The organism is Rathayibacter sp. PhB127 (assembly GCF_003751665.1).
GTDB lineage: Bacteria > Actinomycetota > Actinomycetes > Actinomycetales > Microbacteriaceae > Rathayibacter > Rathayibacter festucae.
This window is the reverse complement of record NZ_RKHW01000001.1, coordinates 1578934-1602555: the sequence shown is the minus strand read 5'-3', so window position 1 is coordinate 1602555 and position 23622 is coordinate 1578934. Positions and strand designations below refer to the sequence as shown.

The window sequence follows — 23622 nt, the reverse complement described above, 5'->3', positions numbered from 1 at the left end:
CGGCCTGCGCTGCGGACGACGGCGGGCGCCCCTGCCTGCCGATCGACATCCCGGCGACAGGTTCACCGCATCGCGCCAGCGATGTAGCGGATCCGGACAGGTGAGCGAGCATTGCGGCATCCGTCCGATGTCGGCGAGCCGAGGTCTCGCGGCACGACGGGTCGCGAGGAGCCGTGCGACCGGAGGGAGATCTCATGTCCGGCAGTCGTTCGGACGGTCCGGGAGTCACCCGCCGCGCCGCGATCGCGATGGTCTGCACGGCGCCCGTCCTCGCCGCGGCGGTCGGCGCCCCCGGGCCCGCCGCCACCGCTCCGCGACCACTCGAGGCCGGACCGTACGTCGGTCTCTTCCTGGACTCCCTGTCCTCGGGGAACTTCATCGTCGAGCTCCGGGCAGCGTGCAGCGGGGAGTCCGGAGCGCCGGTCGAGCTCCTCAGCGACGCCCGGATGGACGTGACCGCCGAGCACGACGTCGAGCACTGGTCGGAATGGCTGGTCGTCGACCGCCCGCGCTCCGCCCACCTCGTGGTCCCGGCCGGGAGCTACCGGAGCCGCGGCACCTACACGGACCGCGACGGGCGGGTGATGCAGGTGGCGCCCCTCGGCCCGGGACGGATGTACTGCGCGCTGACGCCGGTTCCCCCGGGCGGCTTCCGCGTCACGGCCACCGTGACGCGAGGCCCGGTCTCCCCCGAGACGAAGGGCGAGGCTCCCGCGTTCCTCGGCCTCCCGTCCCGGACGATCCTCGTCGACGTCTGAGAGCGGTGCCGGCGGGTTTCGACACGCTTCTGCGGGGCTGCTCGACCAGCATGAGGCGAGGTGGGTCCGCGTCATCGCCGAGGACGAGTGCGCACAGCGGTGCCGAAGGGCACGATTCGCGTCCACTGGCGAGAGCCGAGAAGCGAGGAGATCCCCGCCTGGCGCCGCTCGTCGCATGATCGGCCCCGCCTGCTTGCATCGGCGAATGATCATTTGCCGGAGGACGCCGCGACCGTACCGGAACTCGAAGGGGCGCAGACCTCGCCACTGCCCCGCTGTCCTCCCGCACACGGAACGTGACGAGTCCGCATGACGATCTCCCGGCTGCTGTACCTCGACGACTCCGGATCGGAGCCGAGCGGTGTCATCGTCTACGGCTGGGTCGAGTGCGATCCTGCCCGGTGGCGCCACGCCCTCCGCTCCCTCCTCGAGCTGAGGAAGGCGCTGTATCGCGATCACAGGATCCCCCCGGCAGCAGAACTCCATGCGACCAAGTTCCTCAACGGCCGGTCGCGCATCTCGCTCGAAGGCGGTGATGACAATGCTCAGGAGTGGAAGACGCTCGGCCGCGCGGTCGCTGTCCGCTGCCTGGAGACGCTCGCGGAGAGTCAGGACCTGCGCGTCGGCGCGGCGTATCGACGCACCGATCTCCGTGGTCGCGGCTACTACGACGAACGCGGCCAGGTCTACCGCGAGCTGCTCGGGCACTGGAACGACCGGCATCGCGGCGACGGCAGCCACGCCTTCGTCAACATGGATGGCAACGGGTCCGACCCGACCTACTTCGAAGCGCACAGGGCGCTCGATCTCGACACGCGGCACATCATCGAGGACCCGATGTTCCACGACTCGCGCAGGTCCCAGTTCGTGCAGATGGCGGACCTCGTCGCCTACATCACGTTCCTCGACCTCAATCGACATCCGGGCAACTCGTACGCATCCGAGTGGCGAGAGCGATATCTCTTCTCGAACGACGTCAATGGCGGACCGATCGAGATCTGATCGCCCGGCGCCGGAAGCGCCGAAGACAGAGATTCTGGCGACACAGCAAGACCCGCCTGTCCACGTGTGTGGGGCGGGTCCGCTGTGCGAGTCTAGCCCAGCGGCTGGACTTCTCTGCGCTGGCGCCGGAGAGCGATCGCGCTCACCAGCCCTCGGGGCCCGCGCTTCCGGCCTCGTACTCGTCGAGCGGGGTGCCGCCCTCGGCCCAGTGCGAGAGCACCGGGGTGATGATGCGCCAGCACTGCTCGGCGACGGCGCCCGGCACCGACAGCAGGGTGTCGCCCTGGAGGATGCCGGCGAGCACCTGCGCGTAGGGGTCGAGCGTGGCGGCGCCGGGCTGCGCCTGGAGCGTCGTGCGCTCGAGGTCGGTCAGGTCGTCGGCGCTGTTCACCAGCAGGTCGAGGCTGACGTCGCCGCCCTTGAGCGACATCCGCAGGACGGTGCCCGCGCCGTCGTCGGCGCCGGCCAGGCCGCGCGGCGGCGTCGCGGCGCGGAAGTGCACCGCGACCTCGTGGCGCGGGTCGCCGATCGCCTTGCCGGAGCGGAGCACGAACGGCACCCCTGCCCAGCGGGGCGTGTCGACCTGCAGCAGCAGCTGTGCGAGCGTCTCGGTGCCGGCCTCCGGATCGACGTCGGGCTCGTCGACGTAGGAGGGGAAGAACCGGCCGTCGACCCGGCCCTCGGTGTAGCGGGCGCGGCGCGCGGTGGCGGGGTCGTCGCGCCAGAGGCGGACGGCGCCGAGCGCCTCGGCCATCCGCTCGTGGACGTCGTCGGGCGAGACCTCCTCGGGGCGCTCCATCGTCGTGAGCGCGAGCACCATCAGCAGGTGGCTCTGCAGCATGTCCCGCAGGGCGCCGGTGCCGTCGTAGAAGGCGGCGCGCCCCTCGATCCCGAGCGTCTCGTCGTAGACGATCTCGATCTTCTCGATCTGCTCGGCGCTCCAGCTCGCCTCGAGCAGGCGGTTGCCGAAGCGCAGTCCGAGCATGCCCATCACAGTGGCGTTGCCGAGGAAGTGGTCGATGCGCCAGAGCCGGTCCTCGGAGATCACGGGCGCGAAGGCGGCGTTCAGCGCGATCGCGTCGTCGAGGTCCTCGCCGAACGGCTTCTCGATCGCGACGACGAGGTCCTCCGGGAGGTCCAGCTTCGAGAGGGAGTCCGCGACCTTGTGGCCCATCGCCGGCGGCAGCGCGACGTAGAGCACGGGCGTCGTCGGGCAGGCGTCGAGCAGGGCCTTCAGCTGCTCCGGGTCGGAGGCGTCGGTCGCGACGAAGCGCGCGCGCGAGGCGAGGTCGTCGACGGTGTGCGCCGCGATCCCGGCGGCCTGGAGACTGCGGCGGACGAGCCCCTGCCACTCGTCGTCGGACTGCGGGGTGCGGGCGGCGCCGATCAGGGTCAGCTCGGAGTCGCGGGCGAGCTCGGCGACGCGGCCGAGCCCCGGCAGGAGCAGCCGCTCGGTGAGGTCGCCGCCCGCACCGAGGATCGCGATGGTGCGGCGGGTGCTCTCGAGAGCGGTGGCCTCGGGGATGCCGATCGGGTCGGTCATGGTGTCTCCTCCTGTGCGGGGTGCGGGGCGTGGTGCAGGTCGGGGTGCTGGGCGTCGGGAGGCGTCGTCACGGCTCACGCCTCGGGGATCGTGCGCTCGAAGAGCGCCGGCCGCTCCACGTCGGGGTCGGGGCCGCTACGGACGCCGGTGTCGAGGGCGTCGATCCGGGCGAGCTCGTCGTCGGAGAGCTCGAAGTCGAAGACGTCGATGTTCGCCGCGATCCGCTCGGGGTTCGTCGACTTGGGGATCGCGGAGCGGCCCTGCTGCAGGTGCCAGCGGAGCATCACCTGCGCCGGGCTCTTGCCGTGCTCGGCTGCGATCGCGCCGATCGTCGAGTCGTCCATCACGCTGCGGCGCTCGTCGCCCCAGCCGGGGTAGAAGGTGATGCCGCCGATCGGCGACCAGGCCTGGGTGAGGATCCCGCGCTCGGCGTGCTCGCGGCGGAGGTCGGGCTGCGCGAAGTACGGGTGCAGCTCGACCTGGTTGACGGCGGGGATGACGTCGACCTCGGCGAGGAGGCGTGCCAGGTGCGCGGGCGTGAAGTTGCTGACGCCGATCGCGCGCACGCCGCCGTCGGCGAGGAGCTTCTCCAGCGCCCGGTAGGCGGCGACGGTGGTGTCGAAGCGCGACGGGACGGGCTGGTGCAGGATCAGCAGGTCGAGCTGCTCGACGCCGAGCTTGCCGGTCGCCTTCTCGAACGCGTGCAGGGTCTCGTCGTAGCCGTAGTCGGTGACCCAGATCTTCGTCTCGACGAAGACCTCCGAACGGTCCAGGCCCGAGCGGCGGATCCCCTCGCCGACCTCGCGCTCGTTGCCGTACGCGGCGGCCGTGTCGATGTGGCGGTAGCCGGCCTCGAGGGCGGACTGCACGGCGGCGGTCGTCTCCTCGGGCGCGCTCTGGAAGACGCCGAGCCCGAGAGCGGGAAGGGTGACGCCGTTGTTGAGGGTGAGCTGCAGGGTCATGCCTCCACGCTAGGACGCGATCGCCGCCCGAGGGAGGGTCCCGCCACCCCCTCGACGGGAGCGCCGATGTGTGCGCTGATGGAGGCGGTGCTCGACGACGTCCCTCCGCTTCCGGAGCGGAGCGCGCAGCCCTCATCCGGAAAGGTCGGGTCCGCCGTGTCCCTCAGCGTGCTGTTCATCGGAGGAACGGGCATCATCAGCTCCGAGGGCGTCCGCCGCGCTCTCGCCGTCGGGCACGAGGTGACCGTGCTGAACCGCGGCCGCACCTCGAGCCGCCCGCTGCCCGAGGGCGTCCGGACGCTGACCGCCGACGTCCGCGATCCGGCCTCCGTGCGCGAGGCTCTCGGCGACGAGCGCTTCGACGCGGTGATCGAGTTCGCCGCGTTCACCCCCGAGCACGTGCAGCAGGACATCGACTTGTTCGCCGGCCGCACCGGCCAGTACGTCTTCATCAGCTCCGCGTCGGCGTACCAGAAGCCGCCGGCGCGCGTGCCGGTGACGGAGTCGACGCCGCTGCGGAACCCGTACTGGAGCTACTCGCAGGACAAGATCGCCTGCGAGGACCTGCTGGTCGGCGAGTACCGGCGCACCGGCTTCCCGGTGACGATCGTCCGCCCCTCGCACACCTACGACCGCACCGCGCTCCCGGTGGACGGCGGCTGGACCGTCATCGACCGGATGCGGCGCGGCCTCGAGGTGGTCGTGCCCGGCGACGGCACCTCGCTCTGGACGATCACCCACAGCCGCGACGTCGCGGTCGGCCTGGTCGGGCTGCTCGGCGCGCCGGCGGCGATCGGCGAGGCGTTCCACATCACCGGAGACGAGACGCCCACCTGGGACCGCATCCACCACGACCTCGCGGCCGCCGCCGGCACCGCGGCGCGGATCGTGCACGTCACCTCCGACGCGATCGCCGCCGCCGACCCGGAGCTGGGCGCGGGCATCGTCGGCGACAAGGCCCACTCGATGGTCTTCGACAACGCCAAGATCCGGAGCCTGGTGCCGGCGTTCGCGCCCTCGACCCGCTTCAGTGACGGCGCGCGCGAGATCGTCGAGTGGTACGACGCGGACCCGGCCCGTCGAACGGTGGACGAGCGGATCAACCGGCTCTTCGACGCGCTGATCGAGATCTACCGGCCGCGGGCGCTCTGAGGGCCGGCGGTCACGCTCTGAGGGCCGCCGGTCAGACGACCGCGATGATCAGGTAGTCGCTGGCCGGAGCGGCCGAGGTGCTCGACAGCGCCACGAGGCAGCTGACGATGTAGCCCGACGCGTGGACGCTGAACTGCGGCGGGACCGGAGACTCGCCGTCGCGGAGGCCGGTCGCGTCCGACCAGGCGAGGACGACGACGCCCGGCGTGCGGGAGCCGAGCGGCTCCACGACGACCCAGGGGCCCTCCTCGAGGACGAAGTCGGACAGCACGACATCGCTGTCGCCCGTGTCGAACGTCACCCGGGCGACGATGTCGCGCACGGGCTCGCTGCCCTGCGAGGCCGAGACCACCGGGGTGAACTGGCCGGCGTAGAGGTCGCCGCCGCCGTTCGAGAGGCCGCCGGAGACGCCGAGCGCGGCGCCGACCTCTCCGGAGGCGGCGGCGAGCGGGGCGGCGGAGGCGGCGAGGAGGACCGGGGCGCTCCACAGGGCGGCGGTCGTCGCGGTGCGGCGCGAGACGGGGCGGGGCGTGGTCATGGGGTCCTCTCGGCGGGATCGGCGGTGCGGGGGACACCGGGCGTCACGCTAGCGCCCGCCGGTCAGGCCGGTGCCCGATCCGCCCGAGTTGCCCCCCGCACGGGGTCACCGCACGCGGTCGCCACGGGGACCGGCGCGCGGAAAGTTCACCCGGCTATGCATCTCCGTTCACCCACGGGAGCGGGAATCAGGAGTGTGCTGGGTGAGCCCCTTCTCAGGGGCTCTCACCCCAAGGAGTCTCCGACGTGACACGACTGCCCCGCTCCGCGCACCGCGGACGCACCGCACTGGCCCTCACGGCCGTCGCCCTGGTCGGCGCCGCCGCCCTGGCCGCCCCCGGCGCGGCCACCGCCATCGGCGCCGCCGACCTCGCCGCCACCGGTGGCGCCGCCCGCATCTCCCCCGTCGACGCCGACCTCTCCGACTCGCTGCGCACGGCGGTGAAGGAGCAGGACGCGAAGAACGTCATCCTCCTCATCGGCGACGGCATGGGCGACTCCGAGATCACGGTCGCCCGCAACTACGCGTACGGCGCCGCCGGCCGCTTCCCCGGCATCGACGCCCTGCCGATCACCGGCCAGTACACGACCTACTCGCTCTACCGCGCAGACGACCCCGCGACCGGCGCGGTCAAGGGCGCCCCGGACTACGTGCCGGACTCCGCCGCGACCGGCAGCGCCTGGGCCACCGGCACCAAGACCTACGACAACGCGATCTCGGTCGACATCGACCAGGAGCGCAAGGACACCCTCCTCGAGATCGCGAAGGCGAACGGCCTGAAGACCGGCAACGTCACCACCGCCGAGATCCAGGACGCGACCCCGGCCGTGCAGGCCGCGCACGTCGACGCGCGCAGCTGCTACGGACCCGACAGCGCCAGCTGCGGCAACGACGCGCTCGAGAACGGCGGACTCGGCTCGATCAGCGAGCAGATCCTCGACACCCGCGCCGACCTCACCCTCGGCGGCGGCTCCGCCACGTTCGCGCAGACCGCGAAGGCGGGCGACTGGGCCGGCCAGACCTTGTTCCAGCAGGCCGACGAGCGCGGCTACCAGGTGCTCGGCGACGCGACGACGGCCGCCACCGCGGACCAGCTCGACGCGCTGACCGTCGCCGACCAGGACGCGCCGGTGCTCGGCCTGTTCAACTCCGGCAACCTGCCCGTGCGCTACGCGCCGACCCCCGCGACCGTCGGCGGCGCCGACGCCGCGCCGCAGACCTGCGTCGCGAACCCCTCGCGTCCCGCCGAGCAGCCCACCCTGCGCGCGATGACCGAGAAGGCGATCGACCTGCTCGACACCGGCGACGAGGGCTTCTTCCTCCAGGTCGAGGGCGCGAGCATCGACAAGCAGGACCACGCCGCGAACGCCTGCGGCCAGATCGGCGAGACCGTCGACCTCGACGAGGCCGTCCAGGCCGCGCTCGCGTTCGCCGAGGCGGACGGGGACACCCTCGTCATCGTCACCGCCGACCACGCGCACTCCAGCCAGATCGTCGACTCCACCCCGCCGACCTCGCTCAGCACCGCGCTGAAGACGGTCGACGGCAGCACGATGAAGGTGTCCTACGGCACGGCCGCCGAGGGCGGCTCGCAGCAGCACACCGGCACGCAGCTGCGCATCGCGGCCTACGGACCCGGCGCGGCCAACGTAGCCGGCCTCACCGACCAGACCGACACGTTCTTCACCATCTCGAACGCGCTCGGCCTCGACCGCGACATCCGGAACCTGAGCTTCGGCGCCACCGCCGAGCTCTCGGGCAGCACCTTCGCCCCCGGAGCCCGGATCACCCTGACGGCGGAGGGCTTCCAGGGCGACACGCAGCTCATCGGCTCCGCGCCGCTCTTCACCGAGCGCACGGCGACGCGCGACCTCAACGACGGCGCGCTGACCGCCACCGCGAAGGCCCCCACCACCCCCGGGGACTACAGCGTGACGGTCACCGGCGCGCAGTCGGGGAAGGCGATCACCCTCGCCTTCACCGTCAAGCGCTGATCCTCGGGCACTGATCCTCGGGCGCTGATCGCAGAAGGGCCGTCCCCGCCGGGGCGGCCCTTCCGCCGTCCCCAACCCGCCCTCCCCCGTCTCGGAGGCGCGGAGCCCTGGCCCCTCGGCCCGCCTCCGGCCTAGGTTGGACGCACCTGCTCCGCCCGCACCGAGTTCCGATGGAGGAACCCCATGGCCACGATCCGCAGTCTCCGACGGGCAGCGCTCGCGCTGGTCGCCGTCGCCTCCCTCGGAGTGGCGGGCGCCGCTCCCGCCGCCGCGCTCGACTGGCCGTTCCCCGGCGTCCCGAGCCGCGGTCTCCCCACGGCGCAGGAGCTCCGCGACGCCCTCGGCGGTCCGGTCGTCTCGCCGTCGACGTCGGTCGGCTACGGCGGCGCGGTCTCCTCGGTCGACGCTCTCGCCAGCCGGGTCGGCCTCGAGGTGCTCAAGCGCGGCGGCAACGCCGCCGACGCGGCCGTCGCGACGGCGTCGGCCCTCGGCGTGACCGAGCCGTACAGCGCCGGGATCGGGGGCGGCGGCTACTTCGTCTACTTCGATGCGAAGACCGGCGAGGTGAGCACCATCGACGGCCGCGAGACGGCGCCGGCCGGCATCACTCCGGACGCCTTCCTCGACCCGGCGACGGGTGCCCCGTACCCCTTCACCCCGCAGCTCGTCTCGTCCGGAGTCGCGGTCGGCGTCCCCGGCACCGTCGCGACCTGGGACGCCGCGGTCGACCGCTTCGGCACCCTCCCGCTCCCCGTCGTGCTGGCCCCGTCGATCGTGCTCGCGGCCAAGGGCTTCCCGGTGGATGAGACCTTCCGCAGCCAGACCCTCGACAACCTCGAGCGCTTCCAGCAGTTCCCCGACACCGCGGAGCTGTTCCTCCCCGGCGGCGACGCCCCGGCGGTCGGCAGCACCTTCCGCAACCCGGATCTCGCGAAGACCCTCGCCCGGATCGCCGCCCGCGGACCGAGCGCGTTCTACGACGGACCGCTCGCGGCCGAGATCGCCGACACGGTGCAGAACCCGCGACTCGCGGAGGGCTCGACCCTCCCCGCCCCGGCCGGCTCGATGACCGAGGACGACCTCGCCGGCTACTCGGTGTCCGAGCAGGCGCCCACCCACACGTCCTACCGCGGGCTCGACGTCTACGGCATGGCGCCCTCCTCCTCGGGCGGGATCGCGATCGGCGAGGCGCTGAACATCCTCGAGAACCACGACCTCTCCGCCGAGGACATCGGCAGCGCCCTGCACCTCTACCTCGAGGCGTCGGCCCGCGCCTTCGCCGACCGCGGCGCGTACGTCGGCGACCCGGCCTTCGTCGACGTGCCGACCGAGACGCTGCTCAGCCAGGAGTTCGCGGACTCCCGCGACTGCACCATCGACCCGGCGGCCGCCTCCACGCGGCCGGTCGCCCCGGGCGCGCTCGACGGAGTCGGCTGCGCGACCGCCCTCACCGCGGAGCAGCCGGACACCGAGAACGTCTCGACCACGCACCTCTCCGTCGTCGACAAGTGGGGCAACGCGGCGTCCTACACGCTGACGATCGAGCAGACCGGCGGCTCGGCGATGACCGTCCCCGGCCGCGGCTTCCTGCTCAACAACGAGCTGACCGACTTCTCCGCGACCCCCGTCGAGGGCGACCCGAACCGGATCGAGCCCGGCAAGCGCCCGCGCTCCTCGATGTCGCCGACGATCGTGCTCGAGGACGGCGCGGTGAAGTTCGTCGTCGGCTCGCCGGGCGGAGCGACGATCATCACGACGGTGCTGCAGACGCTGGTCAACCGCATCGACCTCGGCATGACCCTGCCGGAGGCGGTGGCCGCGCCCCGGGCGTCGCAGCGGAACACCGCGTCGACCTCCGCGGAGCCCGGCTTCATCGAGGCCTACGCCGACGACCTCGCGCCCTTCGGCCAGCAACTGACGCCCTCCGGCGACACCTTCACCTCGGCCGCGCAGATCGGCGCGGTGGCCGCCATCGAGGTCGACCCCTCCGGCCTGATGACCGCCGTCGCCGAGCCCGTCCGCCGCGGCGGCGGCGTCGGCCTCGTCGTCACCCCGGAGAAGTGACCCGGGCGCCCTGCTGATCGAGTAGCCCTCGCAGAGGGCGTGTCGAGATCCACCGTCACGGGGAAGGCGGGTCTCGATACGCGCTGCGCGCTACTCGACCACCATGGGACGCACGATCCGCCCACCGCACCCGCGTCGGCCCACGCTGCGGCCCGTGCTCACGCCTGCGCACAAGCATGCTGATCGAGTAGCCCTCGCAGAGGGCGTATCGAGATCCACCACCGGACGACGTCGGCCCCGAGGAGGCTCCGCCCGCGCTTCGTGCCGGGGTCGTCCTGCGCCGAGCGCTCTCGTCGCGAATCCTCGCCGGACGGGATTGCTACCGTCGCCTGATGGCGAGCATCATCTACCCCGCTCCGCTGCGCCCGGGAGCCATCGTCGAGGTCCCCGCGCCGTCGATGGGCGTGCCGGAGCACCTGCACGAGCGGCTCGACGCCGCGGTCGCGAGCCTCTCGGCGCGCGGCTTCGACGTTCGGGTCCGTCCACACGCCCTCACGCCCGGACTCGTGCCGGCGTCCGCTGCGGCGCGGGTCGCCGATCTGCACGACGCCTTCCGGACGGGCGACGCGGTCCTGCCGCCGTGGGGCGGCGAGCTCGCGATCGAGCTGCTCGGCGCGCTCGACTGGCAGGCTCTGGCCGACGCTCGTGGGTGGTTCGTGGGCTGGTCGGACGTGTCGACCCTGCTCCTCCCGCTGACGACGATCACCGGGCTGGCGACGTTGAACGGCGCGAACCTGATGGACGAGCCGTGGGAGCTCCCGCTCGAGTTCGAGCGGTGGACGGACGTCGCGGCCCTCCCACCCGGGAGCTCCTTCACCCAGCGCGCCGCGCCGCGCCGCCGGGTCCGGCCCTGGGAAGCCTGGGCGGACGAACCCCTCGACCGCGATCGCGCCTACGAGGCACCCACCCGCTGGCGCTCGCTCGACGGGAGTGCGGACGTCGCGATGCGCGGCCGTCTGATCGGCGGCTGCCTCGAGACGGTCTCGCTGCTGGCGGGCACGCCCTACGGCGACGTCCCCGGATTCGCGCGCCGGCACGCACCGGAGGGAACGATCGTCCACCTCGAGGCGGCCGAGTCCGACGCCGTCTCCGTCCTCCGGATGCTCATCTCGCTGCGCCTCGCGGGCTGGTTCGAGGACGCGAACGGCGTCCTGATCGGCCGGACCGGCGGCGGTGCCGTTCCCGAGCTCAGCCAGGACGAGGCGGTGCGCCGCGCACTCGGTGATCTCGGTCTCCCCGTGGTCCTGGACTTCGACACGGGACATCAGCCGCCGCAGCTTCCGCTGGTGAACGGCGCGCTCGCGGACGTCCGGCTGGACGGCGCGAGCGGATCGATCACCCAGCACCTCGTGCCGTGATCGGCAGGAGCGACCGGGCCGCGTGTCCGGGTACGGTGCCGTGATGGTCGTGTCGCGAGAGCTGGTGGACCGCTGGGTGGCGGGGTGGTGCGAGTCGCGCGGGATGCTCGCGCGGCGCGACGGGGACGGCCGGCTCGTCGAGGTCGCGGCGGAGACCCGCTCCCGCGAGTACGTGATCGCCGAGCCGTCGCTGCCCGAGCTGCACCGCCTGGCCGCCGCCGTCACCGCGCCCGACGTCTGGCTGACGATCGTCGGCGAGCTCGACGAGCGCGGTCGCGACGCGGTGGCCGGCCTCGACGCCGTGACCTGCGACGAGCAGATGATGACCACCCGGCTCCGAAGGTCGGCGAGGCCGGCGCAGGTGCGGATCGAGGCGAGCGGACGCGTCGCGCACGCCCGCATCGAGGTGGAGGGCGAGGTCGCGGCGCGCGGGCAGGCGGCCCTGAGCGGCGGTGACGCCGTCTTCGACCGGATCGAGACGACTCCGCGGTTCCGCCGCCGCGGCCTCGGTGGCCTGGTGATGACCGGCCTGAGCGCCTGGGCGGCGGAGAACGGCGCGACCATCGGACTCCTGATGGCGAGCGTCGGCGGGCGCGCGCTCTACACGAGCCTCGGCTGGACGGAGGTGGCACCGATCGTCACCCTGCGCGGGCGGGCCGCCGGTGCGACGGCCGACGTGGGGGCATAGCTCCTCCACAGGTCGGACATTCGCGGGTTCTCCTCGGGTTCCGCCCGAGGGGGGCTCGGGTGTCGGTGGTCCCTGGTTCAATACGCGTATGGATGAGCACAGCGACCCGGGAGCGGCACGACGGCCGAGCGCGCTCGCGGCCGTCGACGCGCTGACCGACATCGCCGCGGAGATCGGACGCACCTCCGCTCAGCTGCTCCTCACGCGTGCGCAGACCCTGCACCTCGCCTACCGCGCGGCGGTCACCGTCCCCGACGCGTTCGCCCGCGGGAGCTCGCTTGCGAAGAGCGAGGCGCGCGCCCTCGTCGAGCGGTCCATCCGCGCCGAGTTCGCGGTCAAGCTCCACCTGTCCGAGCGGGCCATGACCACACTGCTCGAGCACGCCCGCCTGCTCGTCGAGGACCTCCCCTGCATCCGCGCCCTGCTGGCCGAGGGCCGGCTGCTCTGGGACTCGAGCGAGATCGTCTGCGCGACCGCCGCCACCCTGACTCCCGCCTCCCGCGCCCGGTTCGACGAGCGCGCCGCGGAGGTCGCCCCGGACGTGACCCCCACGCAGCTGAAGCGGATCGTCGCCCGCCTGCGCGACGAGCTCCACGAGGAACCCCTCGCCCAACGGCACGTCCGCGCCCGGCAGGACCGCGCCGTCTGGATCACGCCCGAGGTCGACGGGATGGCGACGCTCTGCGCCCTGCTGCCCGCGCCGGACGCGATGGGCATCGCCGAGCGCGTCGACCGCATCGCCCGCAGTCTCCGCGACGGTGGCGAGGTTGGCGACGAGCGCACCCTGGCGCAGCTGAAGGCCGACGTGCTCACGGATCTGCTGCGCGACGGCGACATCGCCGGGACCACACCCGCAGGAGATGGCCCGCAGCTGTCGGCGTCGTACGTGCCCGGGATCCGCGCGGAGGTGCGCCTCACCCTCGCCGCATCCACCGCCGTCGGGCTCGACGACGCCCCCGCCGACCTCGACGGCTACGGCCTCATCCCCGCCGATCTCGCCCGCGCCCTGGTCGCGACCGGCGCGTCCTTCACCCGAGTGCTCACCGATCCGGACACCCGCGCCGTCGTCTCCGTCGGCCGCACCCACCGGGTCCCGCCGCCGCAGATGCGCCTGCACCTGCAGCTCCGCGACCAGACCTGCCGCTTCCCCGGCTGCACCCGCACCGCCTCCCGAGCAGAGGCGGACCACACTCTCGAATGGCGCAACGGCGGCGAGACGTCCCTGGAGAACCTCGTCTGCCTCTGCACCTCGCACCACCACGTCCGCCACGGCGACCGCTGGACCTACGTCCCCCGCCCGGATGGCAGCATCGTCTGGACCACCCCCACCGGCCGCCTCGTCACCCTCCGCCCACCCGCGCTCGCCGGCGCCCCGCCGGGTCCGCGCTTCAGGGATGCACCGCCCCCGTTCCGACGAACGCGGGTCTGCACCCGCGCCGCCCCATGCTGATCGAGTAGCCCTCGCAGAGGGCGTATCGAGATCCGCCGTCATCCGGAGGGTGGGTCTCGATACGCGCTGCGCGCTACTCGACCAGCATGAAATGCGCGCGCTTGCCTGCGAAATACTGCGGACCCGCGCCAAATCATGCTGATCGAGTAGCCCTCGCAGAGGGCGTATCGAGATCCACCGCACCCGATGGGTGGGCCTCGAGACGCGCTTCGCACTACTCGACCAACATGGGCCGCCCATGCTGATCGAGTAGCCCTCGGAGAGGGTGCATCGAGATCCACCGCTCCGCGAGGCGGTGCCCCGCGGCTACAGGCCCGCGGGCTTCGACGGGGTGCGGAGCCAGGTGTCGAAGAAGGCGGTCAGGTCCTGGCCCGAGACCGACTCGGCGAGGTCCTGGAGGTCGGCCGTCGTGACGTTGCCGTAGCGGTTCTCGGCGGCCCAGCGCTGGAGCAGCGTGCCGAAGGCCTCGTCGCCGATGGTGGAGCGCAGCTCGACCAGCGTGAGGCCGCCGCGCGCGTAGATCGGGCTGTCGAAGAGGCCGAGAGCGCCGGGATCCGCGACCTTCGTCGCCCAGAACGGGTCGTCCGCGGGGATCGCCGCGACCTCGGCGGCCGACTCCTCGACGGTCGGGCCGCCGTCGTGCTCCGCCCACAGCCACTCGGCGTAGGTCGCGAAGCCCTCGTTCAGCCAGATGTCCGACCAGAGCCGCGGGGTGACGCTGTCGCCGAACCACTGGTGCGAGATCTCGTGCGCGACGGTCGAGGTGTCGGCGCCGCCCGAGTAGAACGAGCGTCCCTGCGTCTCGAGCGCGTAGCCGATCTCGTCGTCGTCGACGACGGCTCCGCCCGAGCGGAACGGGTAGGCGCCGAAGACGCCCGTGAAGTAGTCGATGATCTCGCCCTGGCGCGCGAGCGCGGCCTCGGTGCTGGCCCGCGCCTCGCCGGTGATGTCGCGGTCGACGGCGTCGATGCTGACCACGCCGGCCGCCCGGGAGCGGACGAGGTCGTAGTCGCCGATGTTCACCATCGCGAGGTAGCTCGCCATCGGGCTCGTCTCGACCCAGCTGGAGGTGGTCCACCCGTTGCGGGTCACGGGCGAGCCCACCGGCACCCCGTTCGCGACGGCGGTGCGCCCCTCCGGGACCGTGAGGGTGAAGGAGTAGCGGGCCTTGTCGGCCGGCGAATCGTTCACCGGGTACCAGGTCGAGGCGCCGTCGGGCTCGCTCGCGACCAGGGCGCCGTCGTCGGTCGACCACCAGCCGTACGGGGCGCCCGTGCCGTCGACCGGATTGCCGGTCGTGCCGGCGTAGCGGATGTCGACCAGGGTCGGCGCGCCCTTCTTCAGCGAGCGGGACGGTGTGATCGTGAGCTCGTCGCCGACCTGCGTGAAGGCGGCGCCCCGGGTGTTCACCGACACCTTCGAGACCGTCAGCCCGCGCAGGTCGAAGGAGAACGAGCTCAGCTCCTGCGTCGGCGAGAGGGTCACGACGGCCCGGCCGGTGAGCGCCCGCGGCGCCGGGTCGTAGGTGAGGAACAGGCTGTAGCTGAGCGCGTCGAAGCCCGAGCTGCCGAGGCCGGGGAAGTACGGGTCGCCGGAGCTGGTGCCTCCGCTCGTCCCCGCTTTCACAGCGGTGTCGGCGAGGGCGGGCGTCGGGAGGGCGAGAGCCCCGGCAACGAGGGCGGAGGCGAGGAGCGCCGGGACGACACGGCGGGAGGAGGCGGGCATGCGGCACACGCTAGCCCCTCGGCCACCCGCCGGACACTCCCCCTCCGCGCGACGCCGATGCCCTACGAGCGCCGCTCCAGCGCGGCCAGCAGGTACGGCGCCGTCCGGCTGCCCTCCACCCGCGCGACCTGCTCCGGCGTGCCGGTCGCGACGATCGAGCCGCCTGCGTCGCCCGCACCCGGGCCGAGGTCGATCACCCAGTCCGCGTCGGCGACGATCCGCATGTCGTGCTCCACGACGATCACCGTGTTGCCCGCGTCGACGAGGTGCTGCAGGTGGCCGAGCAGCCGGTCCGCGTCGGCCGGGTGCAGGCCCGAGGTCGGCTCGTCGAGCAGGTAGAGCGTGTCGCCGCGCTGCGCCCGCCGCAGCTCCGAGGCCAGCTTCACCCGCTGCGCCTCGCCGCCGGACAGCTCCGGAGCGGGCTGCCCGAGCGCCACGTAGCCGAGGCCCACGTCGAGCAGCGCGTCGAGGTGCCGGCCGATCTCCGTCTCCTCGGCGAAGACCTCGCGCGCCTCGGTCACGCTCAGCGCGAGCACCTCGGCGATCGAGCGCCCGCCCCAGGTCACCTCGAGCGTCTCGGCGTTGTAGCGCGTGCCGCCGCACTCCGTGCACGGCGCCTGCACCGTCGGCAGGAAGAGCAGCTCGACCTCCATGGTCCCCTCGCCCTTGCAGACCGGGCAGCGGCCGCTGGGCATGTTGAAGGAGAAGCGGCCGGCACCGTACCGGCGCCGCTTCGCCTCGGGAGTCGCCGCGAACAGCGCGCGGACGCGGTCGAAGAGCCCGGTGTATGTCGCGACGTTGGAGCGGGAGGTGCGCCCGATCGGCGTCTGGCCGACCTGCACCACCCGGCGCAGCCGCTCCGCCGGACCGGTCGCGCTGCCGGTGGTGACGGCGGTGTCGGCGTCGAGCAGCGGGTCGTCGGAGGACGACTCGTCCCGCTCCGGGCTCTCCCCCGCGAGATCCGCCTGCAGACTCGCGCGGAGCAGATCCGGCAGCGCCTGATTGACCAGCGTGGACTTGCCCGATCCGGAGACCCCCGTCACCGCGGTCAGCGCGCCGAGCGGGAACGCGACGTCGAGCCCGCGGAGGTTGTTGCGCGCCACGTCGACCAGCCGGACCTGCGCGTCGGGCGTCCGCCGCTCGGGCAGCGGCGGCGTCGGCTCCGCCGTCTCGGGGAAGAGGTAGCGGCGGGTGATCGAGTCGGAGGCCCCCCGCAGCCCGTCGAGCTCGCCCGAGTAGACGACGGTGCCGCCGCCCGAGCCGGCCGCCGGGCCGATGTCGACGATCCAGTCGGCCTCGCGGATCACGTCGAGCGAGTGCTCGACGAAGAAGACCGTGTTGCCGCTGTCCTTCAGCGAGCGCAGGATGCCGAGCAGCGCCTCCGTGTCGGCCGGGTGCAGCCCCGTCGACGGCTCGTCCAGGACGAACACCACCCCGAACAGGCGCGAGAGCACCTGGGTCGCGAGGCGCATCCGCTGCAGCTCGCCCGAGGACAGCGTCGGCGTCGAGCGGTCCAGCGACAGGTAGCCGAGGCCGAGGTCGACGATCGGCGCCATCCGGCCGAGCAGATCCGAGACCAGGCGCTGGGCGGCCAGCCGGGTCTCCGGGGCGAGCGGGCCACCGCCCACGGGCACCCAGTCCGGCTCGAGCACGCGGGCCAGCAGCGCCGTGAGCTCCTCGAGCGGCAGCGCCGAGAGCTCGGTGATGTCGAACCCCTCGAAGCTCACCGCCAGCGCCTCGGGCTTCACCCGCTTGCCGTGGCAGTCCGGGCAGGCGACGCTGACCAGGAACGTCGCCGCGCGCTCGCGCATCCGGGCGCTCTTGGAGCCCGCGAAGGTGTCCATCACGTAGCGCTTCACGCCGAGGAACGTGCTCATGTACCGCGGCTCGGCCCCCGCCGCCACCGCCGCCCGCACCTCGGCCGGCCCGCGATCCGTCCAGACCGGCACCTGCGGCGACTCCTGCGTGTACAGGATCCACTCGCGCTCCTCGGCCGGCAGCGTCGCCCACGGCACGTCGATGTCGTAGCCCAGCGAGATCAGGCTGTCGCGCAGCTGCTTGCCGTGCCAGGCGGTCGGCCAGGCCGCGAGCGCGCCGTCGCGGATCGAGAGCGAGTCGTCCGGCACCATCAGCTCCTCGGGCACGTCGTAGACGCGGCCGATCCCGTGGCAGGCGGGGCAGGCGCCCTGGACGGTGTTCGCGGAGAAGTCCTCCGCGAGGAGCATCGGCGCACCCTCGGGGTAGGTCCCGACCCGCGAGAACACCATCCGCACCACGGACGAGAGCGTGGTCGCGCTCCCCAGGGTCGAGCGCGCCGAGCCGCCGGAGCGCCGCTGCGGCAGCGCGACGGCCGGCGGCAGTCCGTCGATCGCGTCGACGTCCGGCACCCCGACCTGATCGATCAGCCGCCGCGCGTACGGCGCGACCGACTCGAAGTAGCGGCGCTGCGCCTCCGCGTAGAGCGTGCCGAACGCGAGCGAGCTCTTGCCCGAGCCGGAGACGCCGGTGAAGGCGACGAGCGCGTCGCGCGGGATGTCCACGTCCACGTCGCGGAGGTTGTTCTCTCGGGCGCCGCGGACGCGGACCCGGTCGAGGCGGTGGTCGTCGGGAGTGCGCGCAGTCATCCGACCAGCCTGCCCTGTTCCGATGTGCGCTCAGTCCAGGGTGGGGCGGTACGCGCGGACGACCGGCGGCGACTCGAGCGCCTCCCGCTTCACGACGTCGAGGCGCTGCAGCAGCGCGGGGATCGTCGGCGTCATCTCGAGCCGGACCTCCAGCTCGCCGTCCCGGCCGGGCAGCGTGAAGGCGACGTGGGCCGAGGAAGCGCTCCAGAGCAGCCGCTCGCGCAGGGGCCGGGAGGTCGGCTCCTCCGCGAGGCCGCCGACCTCCGCGAGCACCGCGGCGAGGCGGCGGGCGCGCACCTCGGCGGGCACGTCGCTCAGGAGGTTCGGGCTGAACAGCACGCCGCCGGAGAGCTCCTCGGCCCGCGCGGGGTCGCCGGGACCGACGATCGCCGCCTCGACGGCCGCCGCGGCCGCCAGCGTCGACGGGTGCACCGCGACGGTGCGCGCCGGCGGCTCCGCGTCCTCGAGCGCCGCGCGCAGCAGGCCCGTGGCCGCGGCCGCGAGCTTGGCGCCGTTCGTCGTCGCGAAGACCACGACTCCCAGGCCCGACTCGAGGTGCCAGCGCATGTTCGAGGACCAGCCGGGCAGCCCGCCGGAGTGGTGCGCGATCGCGCCGAAGCGGACGTCCTGCTCGATCACCAGGCCGAGCCCGTAGGCGGAGCCGTCGAGCGTGCTCTCCCCGGCCCGCGGGCTGAGCGCGGGCACCGGGGTCCAGCCGCGCTGCATCTCGCGGCGCGAGGCGCGGCTGAGGACGGCGTCGTCGGCGTCCCCGTCGTCGATGCCGCCGTCGGCGCCCTCGAACGCCGACGACAGCCAGCCGCTCCAGCGCGCGATGTCGCCGACGGTGCTGAACATGCTGGCAGCGCAGGCGCCCACGCCGGTGCCGGTGTACGGGCGGGCGGTCCAGGTGGCGCCCTCGTCGAAGCTGCTGAAGCCCTGCGCGAGGTCGGTGCCCTCGGGGTAGGCGTTCACGTCGTAGCGCGTGCTCGCGAGGCCGAGCGGCTCGAGGATCGTCCGGGTCGCGAAGTCGACGAAGTCCTCGCCGGAGACGTTCTCGACGATCACCCCGAGCAGCCAGAAGCCGATGTTCGAGTACTGGTAGACCTCGCCCGGCCGCTCGGTGAAGGTCAGCCCGCGCGCGATCAGCGCGAGGAACTCGGCCCGCGGCATCGCCATCACGTGGTCGGCCCAGCCGTTGTCCTCGGGCAGCCCCGAGCAGTTGCTGAGCAGCATCCGGAGCGTCACCGGCAGCACCCGCCCCGCGGCGTCGACCGGGTCCGCGAACTCCGGCACGTGGGCGCTGACGCGGTCGTCGAGGTCGAGCAGCCCGCGGTCGCGGAGGATCAGCACCGCCGCCGCCTCGAAGCTCTTCGACATCGACGCGATGCGGTGCACGGTGCCGGCGTCCGGCGCGGCGCCGTCGAGCCGATGCTCCCCGCGACCGTGCCGGGCGATCAGCCCGTCGCGGTCGAACAGCGCCCAGCTCAGCGACGGCGCGACCGGCGCCCCCTCGTCGAACCAGTGCGCGAACCTGTCGAGGAGCTCCGGAGTCATCCCCTCATCCTTCCGCACGCGATCCCTGCGCACTCGCCTCTGGAGCACGCAGCGGGTCGTCCCTGCGCAGCTCCACGAGGATGCGGCGCAGGTGGATCGCGACCAGGACACCCGGGCCCATGCTCGTCCCGGTCGCGGCGGCGCGCGTGTCGACGGCGCGCGCGAGCTCGTCGACCGCCCTCTCCGCCGGCTCCAGGGAGCGGTCCTCGGGCGAGCCGCCCGTCACCACCGCGTCGCCGACCGCGTGGCAGGCCGCGCTCAGCGGCGCCGCGAGCTCCGCGTCGAACGGCAGTGCACCCGGTCGGTTCCAGATCGTGTCGGCGAGCGCCGCCGTCATGTCGCGGACGTGGAAGAGCGTCCCGTCCAGGGTCGCCAGCCGGAGGTGGTCGGTCTGCGAGCTGTGCCGGTGCAGCAGAGCGCGCGGATTGCCCTTGCGGCTCTCGTCGCCGTCGACGAGCGCCCGCCGCACCTCGGTCGCGGTCGCCGCCAACTGCTCGCCGTTGGTCGACCAGGCCTCGTGCTCGGGCGGCCAGGTCTCCTCGAGGGCCGCGCCCATGTCGTGCAGGTGGCGCCCGAGCTGGCGCTCGAACTCGTCCACCCGCGCGGACGCCGCCTCGGAGGTCAGCCCCGGCGCGACCAGAAGGTTGACCAGCAGCCCGACCACGACGCCGACGGCCATCTGCACGAGGTAGCCGAGCGAGTAGTCCTCCGCCTTCGCGCCGCCGATGATCAGCACGAAGAGCGCCGCCATCGGCACGTACTCCCGCCCCGCACCGAACCAGCCGGTGCCCGAGAGCACCACGCCGACGCCCACGATCAGCGGGATCGTCCACCAGGTCGGGCCGACCGTCACCACGACCAGCACCGCCAGCCCGATGCCGGCCGCGAGCCCGAGGAGCGTCTGCAGCCCGGTCTTCGCCGAGCCCATCAGCGTCGGGTACATGCTGACCAGCGCGCCGAGCGGCGCGTAGTACGGGTACTGCTCGGCGACGCCGGGCACGTACGGGGCGACGGCCCAGGCGATGCCCACCGCCACCGCCGTCTTCAGCGCGAGCAGCAGCCGCGGGCCGGCCACCGCGTCGCGCCAGGCCCGGCCGGCCCGGGCGAGGCGAGGGCGGATCACGCCCGGCTGTCGGGGTTCAGGACGTCGGGGCGAGGTGCGTCGAGCCGCGCCGCGACGTCGGCCGGGAAGCCGCCGGTCGCGATCGGGCTCCAGCGCGTCGGCGTGATGCGCAGCAGCGACTTGTCCTGCAGCCGCATCGCCGCGCGGTACTCGTCCCAGTCCGGATGCTCGCCCGAGATGCTGCGGTAGTAGTCGACGAGCGCGTCCTCCGCCTCGGGCATGTGCAGGACCTCGGCCTCGCCGTCGACCTGGATCCACGCGTCGTTCCAGTCGTCGGAGAGCACGAGGACCGACGTCGCGGAGCGGCGCTCGGCGTTCCGGGTCTTCGCCCGTCCGGGGTAGGTCGAGATCACGAGGCGGCCCTCCGCGTCGACCCCGCCGGACACCGGCGACATCTGGGGTCGGCCGTCCGCCCGGGTCGTCGCGACGAGCATCCGGTGCCGCGGTCGCACGAAGTCGAGCATGCCGTCGCGGTCGACGGCGGTGGTGGTGGAGACGGTTCTGGCCATGCGGACCAGGCTAACGAGGACCTCTTCCGGACTAGGTGGTTCTACGTGGTCGTGTCAGCCGGAGCCCAGGAACGGCGTGCCTCCTCCCCCTGAGAGGGGCCGTGGCGGGGCGGGCGCTGGCGCGGAAGGACGGGGCGGCTGTCGCTAATTTCTGCACGGAAAACTCCCCCTCGAAAGGACCCCGTGTCTCCCACCTCCCCCCTCTCCCCCTCCCGTCGCTCCGTTGCCGTCGCAGCGGCCTGGTCGCTGCCCGTGATCGCCGTCGCCGCCGCGGCGCCGCTCGCGAGCGCCTCCACCGTGGAGGTCGTCCCCGGTCAGCCGGACACCTACCCGAACCCGACCTTCTCCGCGACCCGCCAGTCGGTCGGCGACCCGAGTCTCAAGGCGACCAACAACACCGGCTACGCGCGCACCGACTTCACCGCCGTCCCCGACGACGGCGAGTACGCCTCGTACAAGACCGGCTGGACGTACGTCATCACCTCCGCGAAGCCGGTGTCCACGATCACCTACGACACCACCAGCCTCGCCCCGGGCGTGCAGGGCGTCCTGACCGACGGCCTCTACACCTACTCCTGGACCCTGACCCGCGCGGCGGAGACGACCTGGGTGCGCGTCAAGCCCACCGCCGTCCCGCAGGAGATCCGCTTCGTGCTGACCGACACCACGTCCACCCCCCAGGGCGTCGTCGGCAACGCGACGGCCACCTCGAAGGCATGAGTCGCGGCGGGCTCGCCTACTTCGGCGAGCCCGCCTGCTCCGCGGCAGCCACCAGGCTCCGCAGGAGCGCGCGCTGCTCGCGGAGCACCACGACCAGCGCGACCCCGTCCGAGCCGCGGAGCCACTCGTCGAGCGCGGCGTCGAACAGCGCGGACGCCGTGCGCGCGGCGAGCGCCGCCTCGGCGGCCGGCACCGCCGCGTCCAGCAGCGCGTCGCGCATCGCGTCCGCGAGCAGCGCCGCCTTCAGCAGCTCGCGCTCGCGCAGCGCCGGCTCGGACAGCACGACCGCCCGCCGCGCCGCGATCTCGCTGCGCCAGCCCTCCAGGTCGCCGGCCGCGACCGTCTCGAGCCCGTGCATCAGCAGGCCCAGCGGAGCGAGGCCCTCGGGAGCGCCCGCGATCAGCCGGGCCACCACCTGCGGGAACTCCCGCTCGCGGAGGAACAGCACGTCGCGCTTGTCGGCGAAGTGCCTGAAGAAGGTGCGGGTCGTGAGCCCGGCCCGCTCGGCGATCGACGGCACCGTCGTCGCGGAGTAGCCGTGCTCGGTGAACAGCTCCATCGCGGCGCGCTCGAGGCGCAGTGCGGCGTCGGGTGCCCAGCGTGACATGCAGCCAGGCTAGCTGATGACACGACGTGTCATCAGGTGTACAGTGACGACACGTCCTGTCATCGAGCACTGGAGACCCTTGCCCTCGAACCCCGCTGCGCCCTCGAGCCCCGCCGCTCTCACCAACTCCGCCGCACGCCTCCCCTCCGCCCGCGCCGACCTCGTCGTCGGCCCCGCCGCGCTGCACGCGCCCGGGCCCGGCGAGCTGCTGGTGCGCAACCGCGCCGTCGCCGTGAATCCGCTCGACGAGGTCAAGCAGTGGACCGGCGACCTGATGTACCGCTGGCTCCCCTACCCCTCGGTCCTCGGCGAGGACGTCGCCGGCGAAGTCGCGGCGGTCGGGCCCGGCGTCGACCGCTTCGCCGTCGGCGACCGCGTCGTCGCCTACGCGGTCGGCATGGAGCGCGGTCGCCGGCACGATGCGGAGGGCGGCTTCCAGGGGTACACCGTCGTCCGCGCGGACCTCGCCGCGCCGATTCCGCCGCGGCTGACGGACGAGCAGGCCGTGGTGCTGCCGCTCGCCGTCTCCACCGCCGCGACCGCGCTCTTCCAGAAGGACCACCTGGCGCTGCCCCACCCCTCGGCCGAGCCGGTCGCCACGGGCCGGACGGTCGTGGTCTGGGGCGGCGCCACCAGCGTCGGCAGCAACGCGATCCAGCTCGCCGTCGCCTCCGGTCACCGCGTGGTCGCCACCGCCTCGCCCGGCAACCACGCCCGCCTCCGAGAGCTCGGCGCCGACGTCGTCGTCGACTACCGCAGCCCGAGCGCGGTCGCCGACGTCGTCGCCGCGATCGGCGGCGCGGAGGTGGCGGGCGTCCTCGCGGTCGGCACCGGCTCCGCCGAGCCCTGCGTGGCCGTCGCGGCCGCCACCGGAGCCCGCCGGGTCGCCCTCGCCAGCCCCTCGGTCTCCTTCGGCTCGCTGCCGCGCAGGGCGGGGCTCTCGCTCCCCTTCGTGCGGACGATGTCGCGCCTGGTCGGCGCGAACCTCCGCCTCCAGCTCGCCGCCCGGCGTCGCGGCATCCGCGCCCGCTACGTCTGGGGCGCCACGCTGATGAGCAACGAGGTCGGGCCGATGCTCTGGCGCGACCACCTGCCGAGCGCGCTCGCCGACGGCCGTCACCGCTGCGCGCCCGAGCCCGAGGTCGTCGGCACCGGTCTGGGCGCGGTGCAGGGCGCGCTCGACCGGCTGCACGCGGGCGTGTCCGCGCGGAAGCTCGTCGTGCTGCTCTGACCGCGAGCCGCTCGGGTGCG

Annotated in this window: 19 protein-coding genes; 10 read left to right on the top strand and 9 right to left on the bottom strand. The window is 73.4% G+C overall.

Translation table 11 applies throughout. From position 1 onward, the window contains the following. Window positions 1–194 precede the first annotated feature (194 nt). Together EDF22_RS07645 and EDF22_RS07640 are read left to right on the top strand one after the other, a co-directional pair. Complete coding sequence (locus tag EDF22_RS07645) at window positions 195–758, top strand: hypothetical protein (RefSeq protein ID WP_123703671.1); 564 nt, start codon at window positions 195–197, stop codon at window positions 756–758. A 309-nt stretch (window positions 759–1067) separates the two neighbouring features. Next, a complete protein-coding gene (locus EDF22_RS07640) occupies window positions 1068–1760 on the top strand; it encodes a DUF3800 domain-containing protein (RefSeq protein ID WP_123703669.1) in 693 nt (230 codons plus the stop codon). A gap of 142 nt (window positions 1761–1902) precedes the next feature. On the opposite strand, the gene EDF22_RS07635 is transcribed toward EDF22_RS07640, so the two are convergent. Together EDF22_RS07635 and EDF22_RS07630 are read right to left on the bottom strand one after the other, a co-directional pair. Further along, a complete protein-coding gene (locus EDF22_RS07635) occupies window positions 1903–3303 on the bottom strand; it encodes a glucose-6-phosphate dehydrogenase (RefSeq protein ID WP_221180891.1) in 1401 nt (466 codons plus the stop codon). 74 nt (window positions 3304–3377) lie between these two features. After that, window positions 3378–4265: an aldo/keto reductase gene (locus EDF22_RS07630; RefSeq protein WP_123703668.1), complete on the bottom strand. Its 888-nt coding sequence runs from the start codon at window positions 4263–4265 to the stop codon at window positions 3378–3380. A 156-nt stretch (window positions 4266–4421) separates the two neighbouring features. Here EDF22_RS07630 and EDF22_RS07625 point away from each other — a divergent pair, with 156 nt between their 5' ends. After that, complete coding sequence (locus EDF22_RS07625) at window positions 4422–5417, top strand: NAD-dependent epimerase/dehydratase family protein (RefSeq protein ID WP_260303342.1); 996 nt, start codon at window positions 4422–4424, stop codon at window positions 5415–5417. A gap of 31 nt (window positions 5418–5448) precedes the next feature. On the opposite strand, the gene EDF22_RS07620 is transcribed toward EDF22_RS07625, so the two are convergent. Beyond that, window positions 5449–5955 (bottom strand): hypothetical protein, encoded by a 507-nt coding sequence (locus EDF22_RS07620; protein ID WP_123703664.1) that lies wholly within the window; start codon window positions 5953–5955, stop codon window positions 5449–5451. Window positions 5956–6200: 245 nt separating this feature from the next. On the opposite strand from EDF22_RS07620, the gene phoA reads away from it, so the two are divergent. The 5 genes from phoA to EDF22_RS07595 all read left to right on the top strand — a co-directional run bounded on the left by phoA (window position 6201) and on the right by EDF22_RS07595 (window position 13509). After that, window positions 6201–7949, top strand: coding sequence for an alkaline phosphatase (gene phoA, locus EDF22_RS07615; RefSeq protein ID WP_185038796.1), 1749 nt, complete (start codon window positions 6201–6203; stop codon window positions 7947–7949). A 183-nt stretch (window positions 7950–8132) separates the two neighbouring features. After that, entirely contained in the window at window positions 8133–10013 is a 1881-nt protein-coding gene (ggt, locus tag EDF22_RS07610; protein WP_123703662.1) for a gamma-glutamyltransferase, read from the top strand. Between the two features lie 332 nt (window positions 10014–10345). Continuing rightward, complete coding sequence (locus EDF22_RS07605) at window positions 10346–11371, top strand: S66 peptidase family protein (protein ID WP_123703660.1); 1026 nt, start codon at window positions 10346–10348, stop codon at window positions 11369–11371. A 43-nt stretch (window positions 11372–11414) separates the two neighbouring features. Continuing rightward, window positions 11415–12059, top strand: coding sequence for a GNAT family N-acetyltransferase (locus EDF22_RS07600; protein ID WP_123703658.1), 645 nt, complete (start codon window positions 11415–11417; stop codon window positions 12057–12059). A gap of 88 nt (window positions 12060–12147) precedes the next feature. Continuing rightward, window positions 12148–13509 carry an HNH endonuclease signature motif containing protein gene (locus EDF22_RS07595; RefSeq protein ID WP_123703656.1) on the top strand — a complete coding sequence of 454 codons (1362 nt, stop codon included), beginning with the start codon at window positions 12148–12150 and terminating at the stop codon, window positions 13507–13509. Window positions 13510–13815: 306 nt separating this feature from the next. Here the strand turns inward: EDF22_RS07595 and EDF22_RS07590 are convergent, their stop codons facing one another. The 5 genes from EDF22_RS07590 to EDF22_RS07570 form a co-directional block, all read right to left on the bottom strand. Further along, on the bottom strand, window positions 13816–15234 hold the full coding sequence (locus EDF22_RS07590) for a M1 family metallopeptidase (protein WP_123703654.1): 1419 nt from the start codon (window positions 15232–15234) through the stop codon (window positions 13816–13818). A 62-nt stretch (window positions 15235–15296) separates the two neighbouring features. Beyond that, on the bottom strand, window positions 15297–17858 hold the full coding sequence (locus EDF22_RS07585; protein ID WP_123703652.1) for an excinuclease ABC subunit UvrA: 2562 nt from the start codon (window positions 17856–17858) through the stop codon (window positions 15297–15299). A gap of 30 nt (window positions 17859–17888) precedes the next feature. After that, complete coding sequence (locus EDF22_RS07580; protein ID WP_123703651.1) at window positions 17889–19412, bottom strand: serine hydrolase; 1524 nt, start codon at window positions 19410–19412, stop codon at window positions 17889–17891. Window positions 19413–19416: 4 nt separating this feature from the next. Further along, window positions 19417–20535 (bottom strand): aromatic acid exporter family protein, encoded by a 1119-nt coding sequence (locus tag EDF22_RS07575; RefSeq protein ID WP_260303340.1) that lies wholly within the window; start codon window positions 20533–20535, stop codon window positions 19417–19419. Beyond that, entirely contained in the window at window positions 20532–21044 is a 513-nt protein-coding gene (locus EDF22_RS07570; RefSeq protein ID WP_123703649.1) for a PPOX class F420-dependent oxidoreductase, read from the bottom strand. Before EDF22_RS07570 ends, EDF22_RS07575 begins: the two co-directional genes overlap by 4 nt. Window positions 21045–21227: 183 nt before the next feature. Here EDF22_RS07570 and EDF22_RS07565 point away from each other — a divergent pair, with 183 nt between their 5' ends. Then, window positions 21228–21764: a hypothetical protein gene (locus tag EDF22_RS07565; RefSeq protein ID WP_123703647.1), complete on the top strand. Its 537-nt coding sequence runs from the start codon at window positions 21228–21230 to the stop codon at window positions 21762–21764. Window positions 21765–21780: 16 nt separating this feature from the next. On the opposite strand, the gene EDF22_RS07560 is transcribed toward EDF22_RS07565, so the two are convergent. Then, window positions 21781–22371 carry a TetR/AcrR family transcriptional regulator gene (locus EDF22_RS07560; protein ID WP_123703645.1) on the bottom strand — a complete coding sequence of 197 codons (591 nt, stop codon included), beginning with the start codon at window positions 22369–22371 and terminating at the stop codon, window positions 21781–21783. 79 nt (window positions 22372–22450) lie between these two features. Here EDF22_RS07560 and EDF22_RS07555 point away from each other — a divergent pair, with 79 nt between their 5' ends. Next, complete coding sequence (locus EDF22_RS07555; RefSeq protein ID WP_260303338.1) at window positions 22451–23602, top strand: zinc-binding alcohol dehydrogenase family protein; 1152 nt, start codon at window positions 22451–22453, stop codon at window positions 23600–23602. Window positions 23603–23622 lie beyond the last annotated feature (20 nt).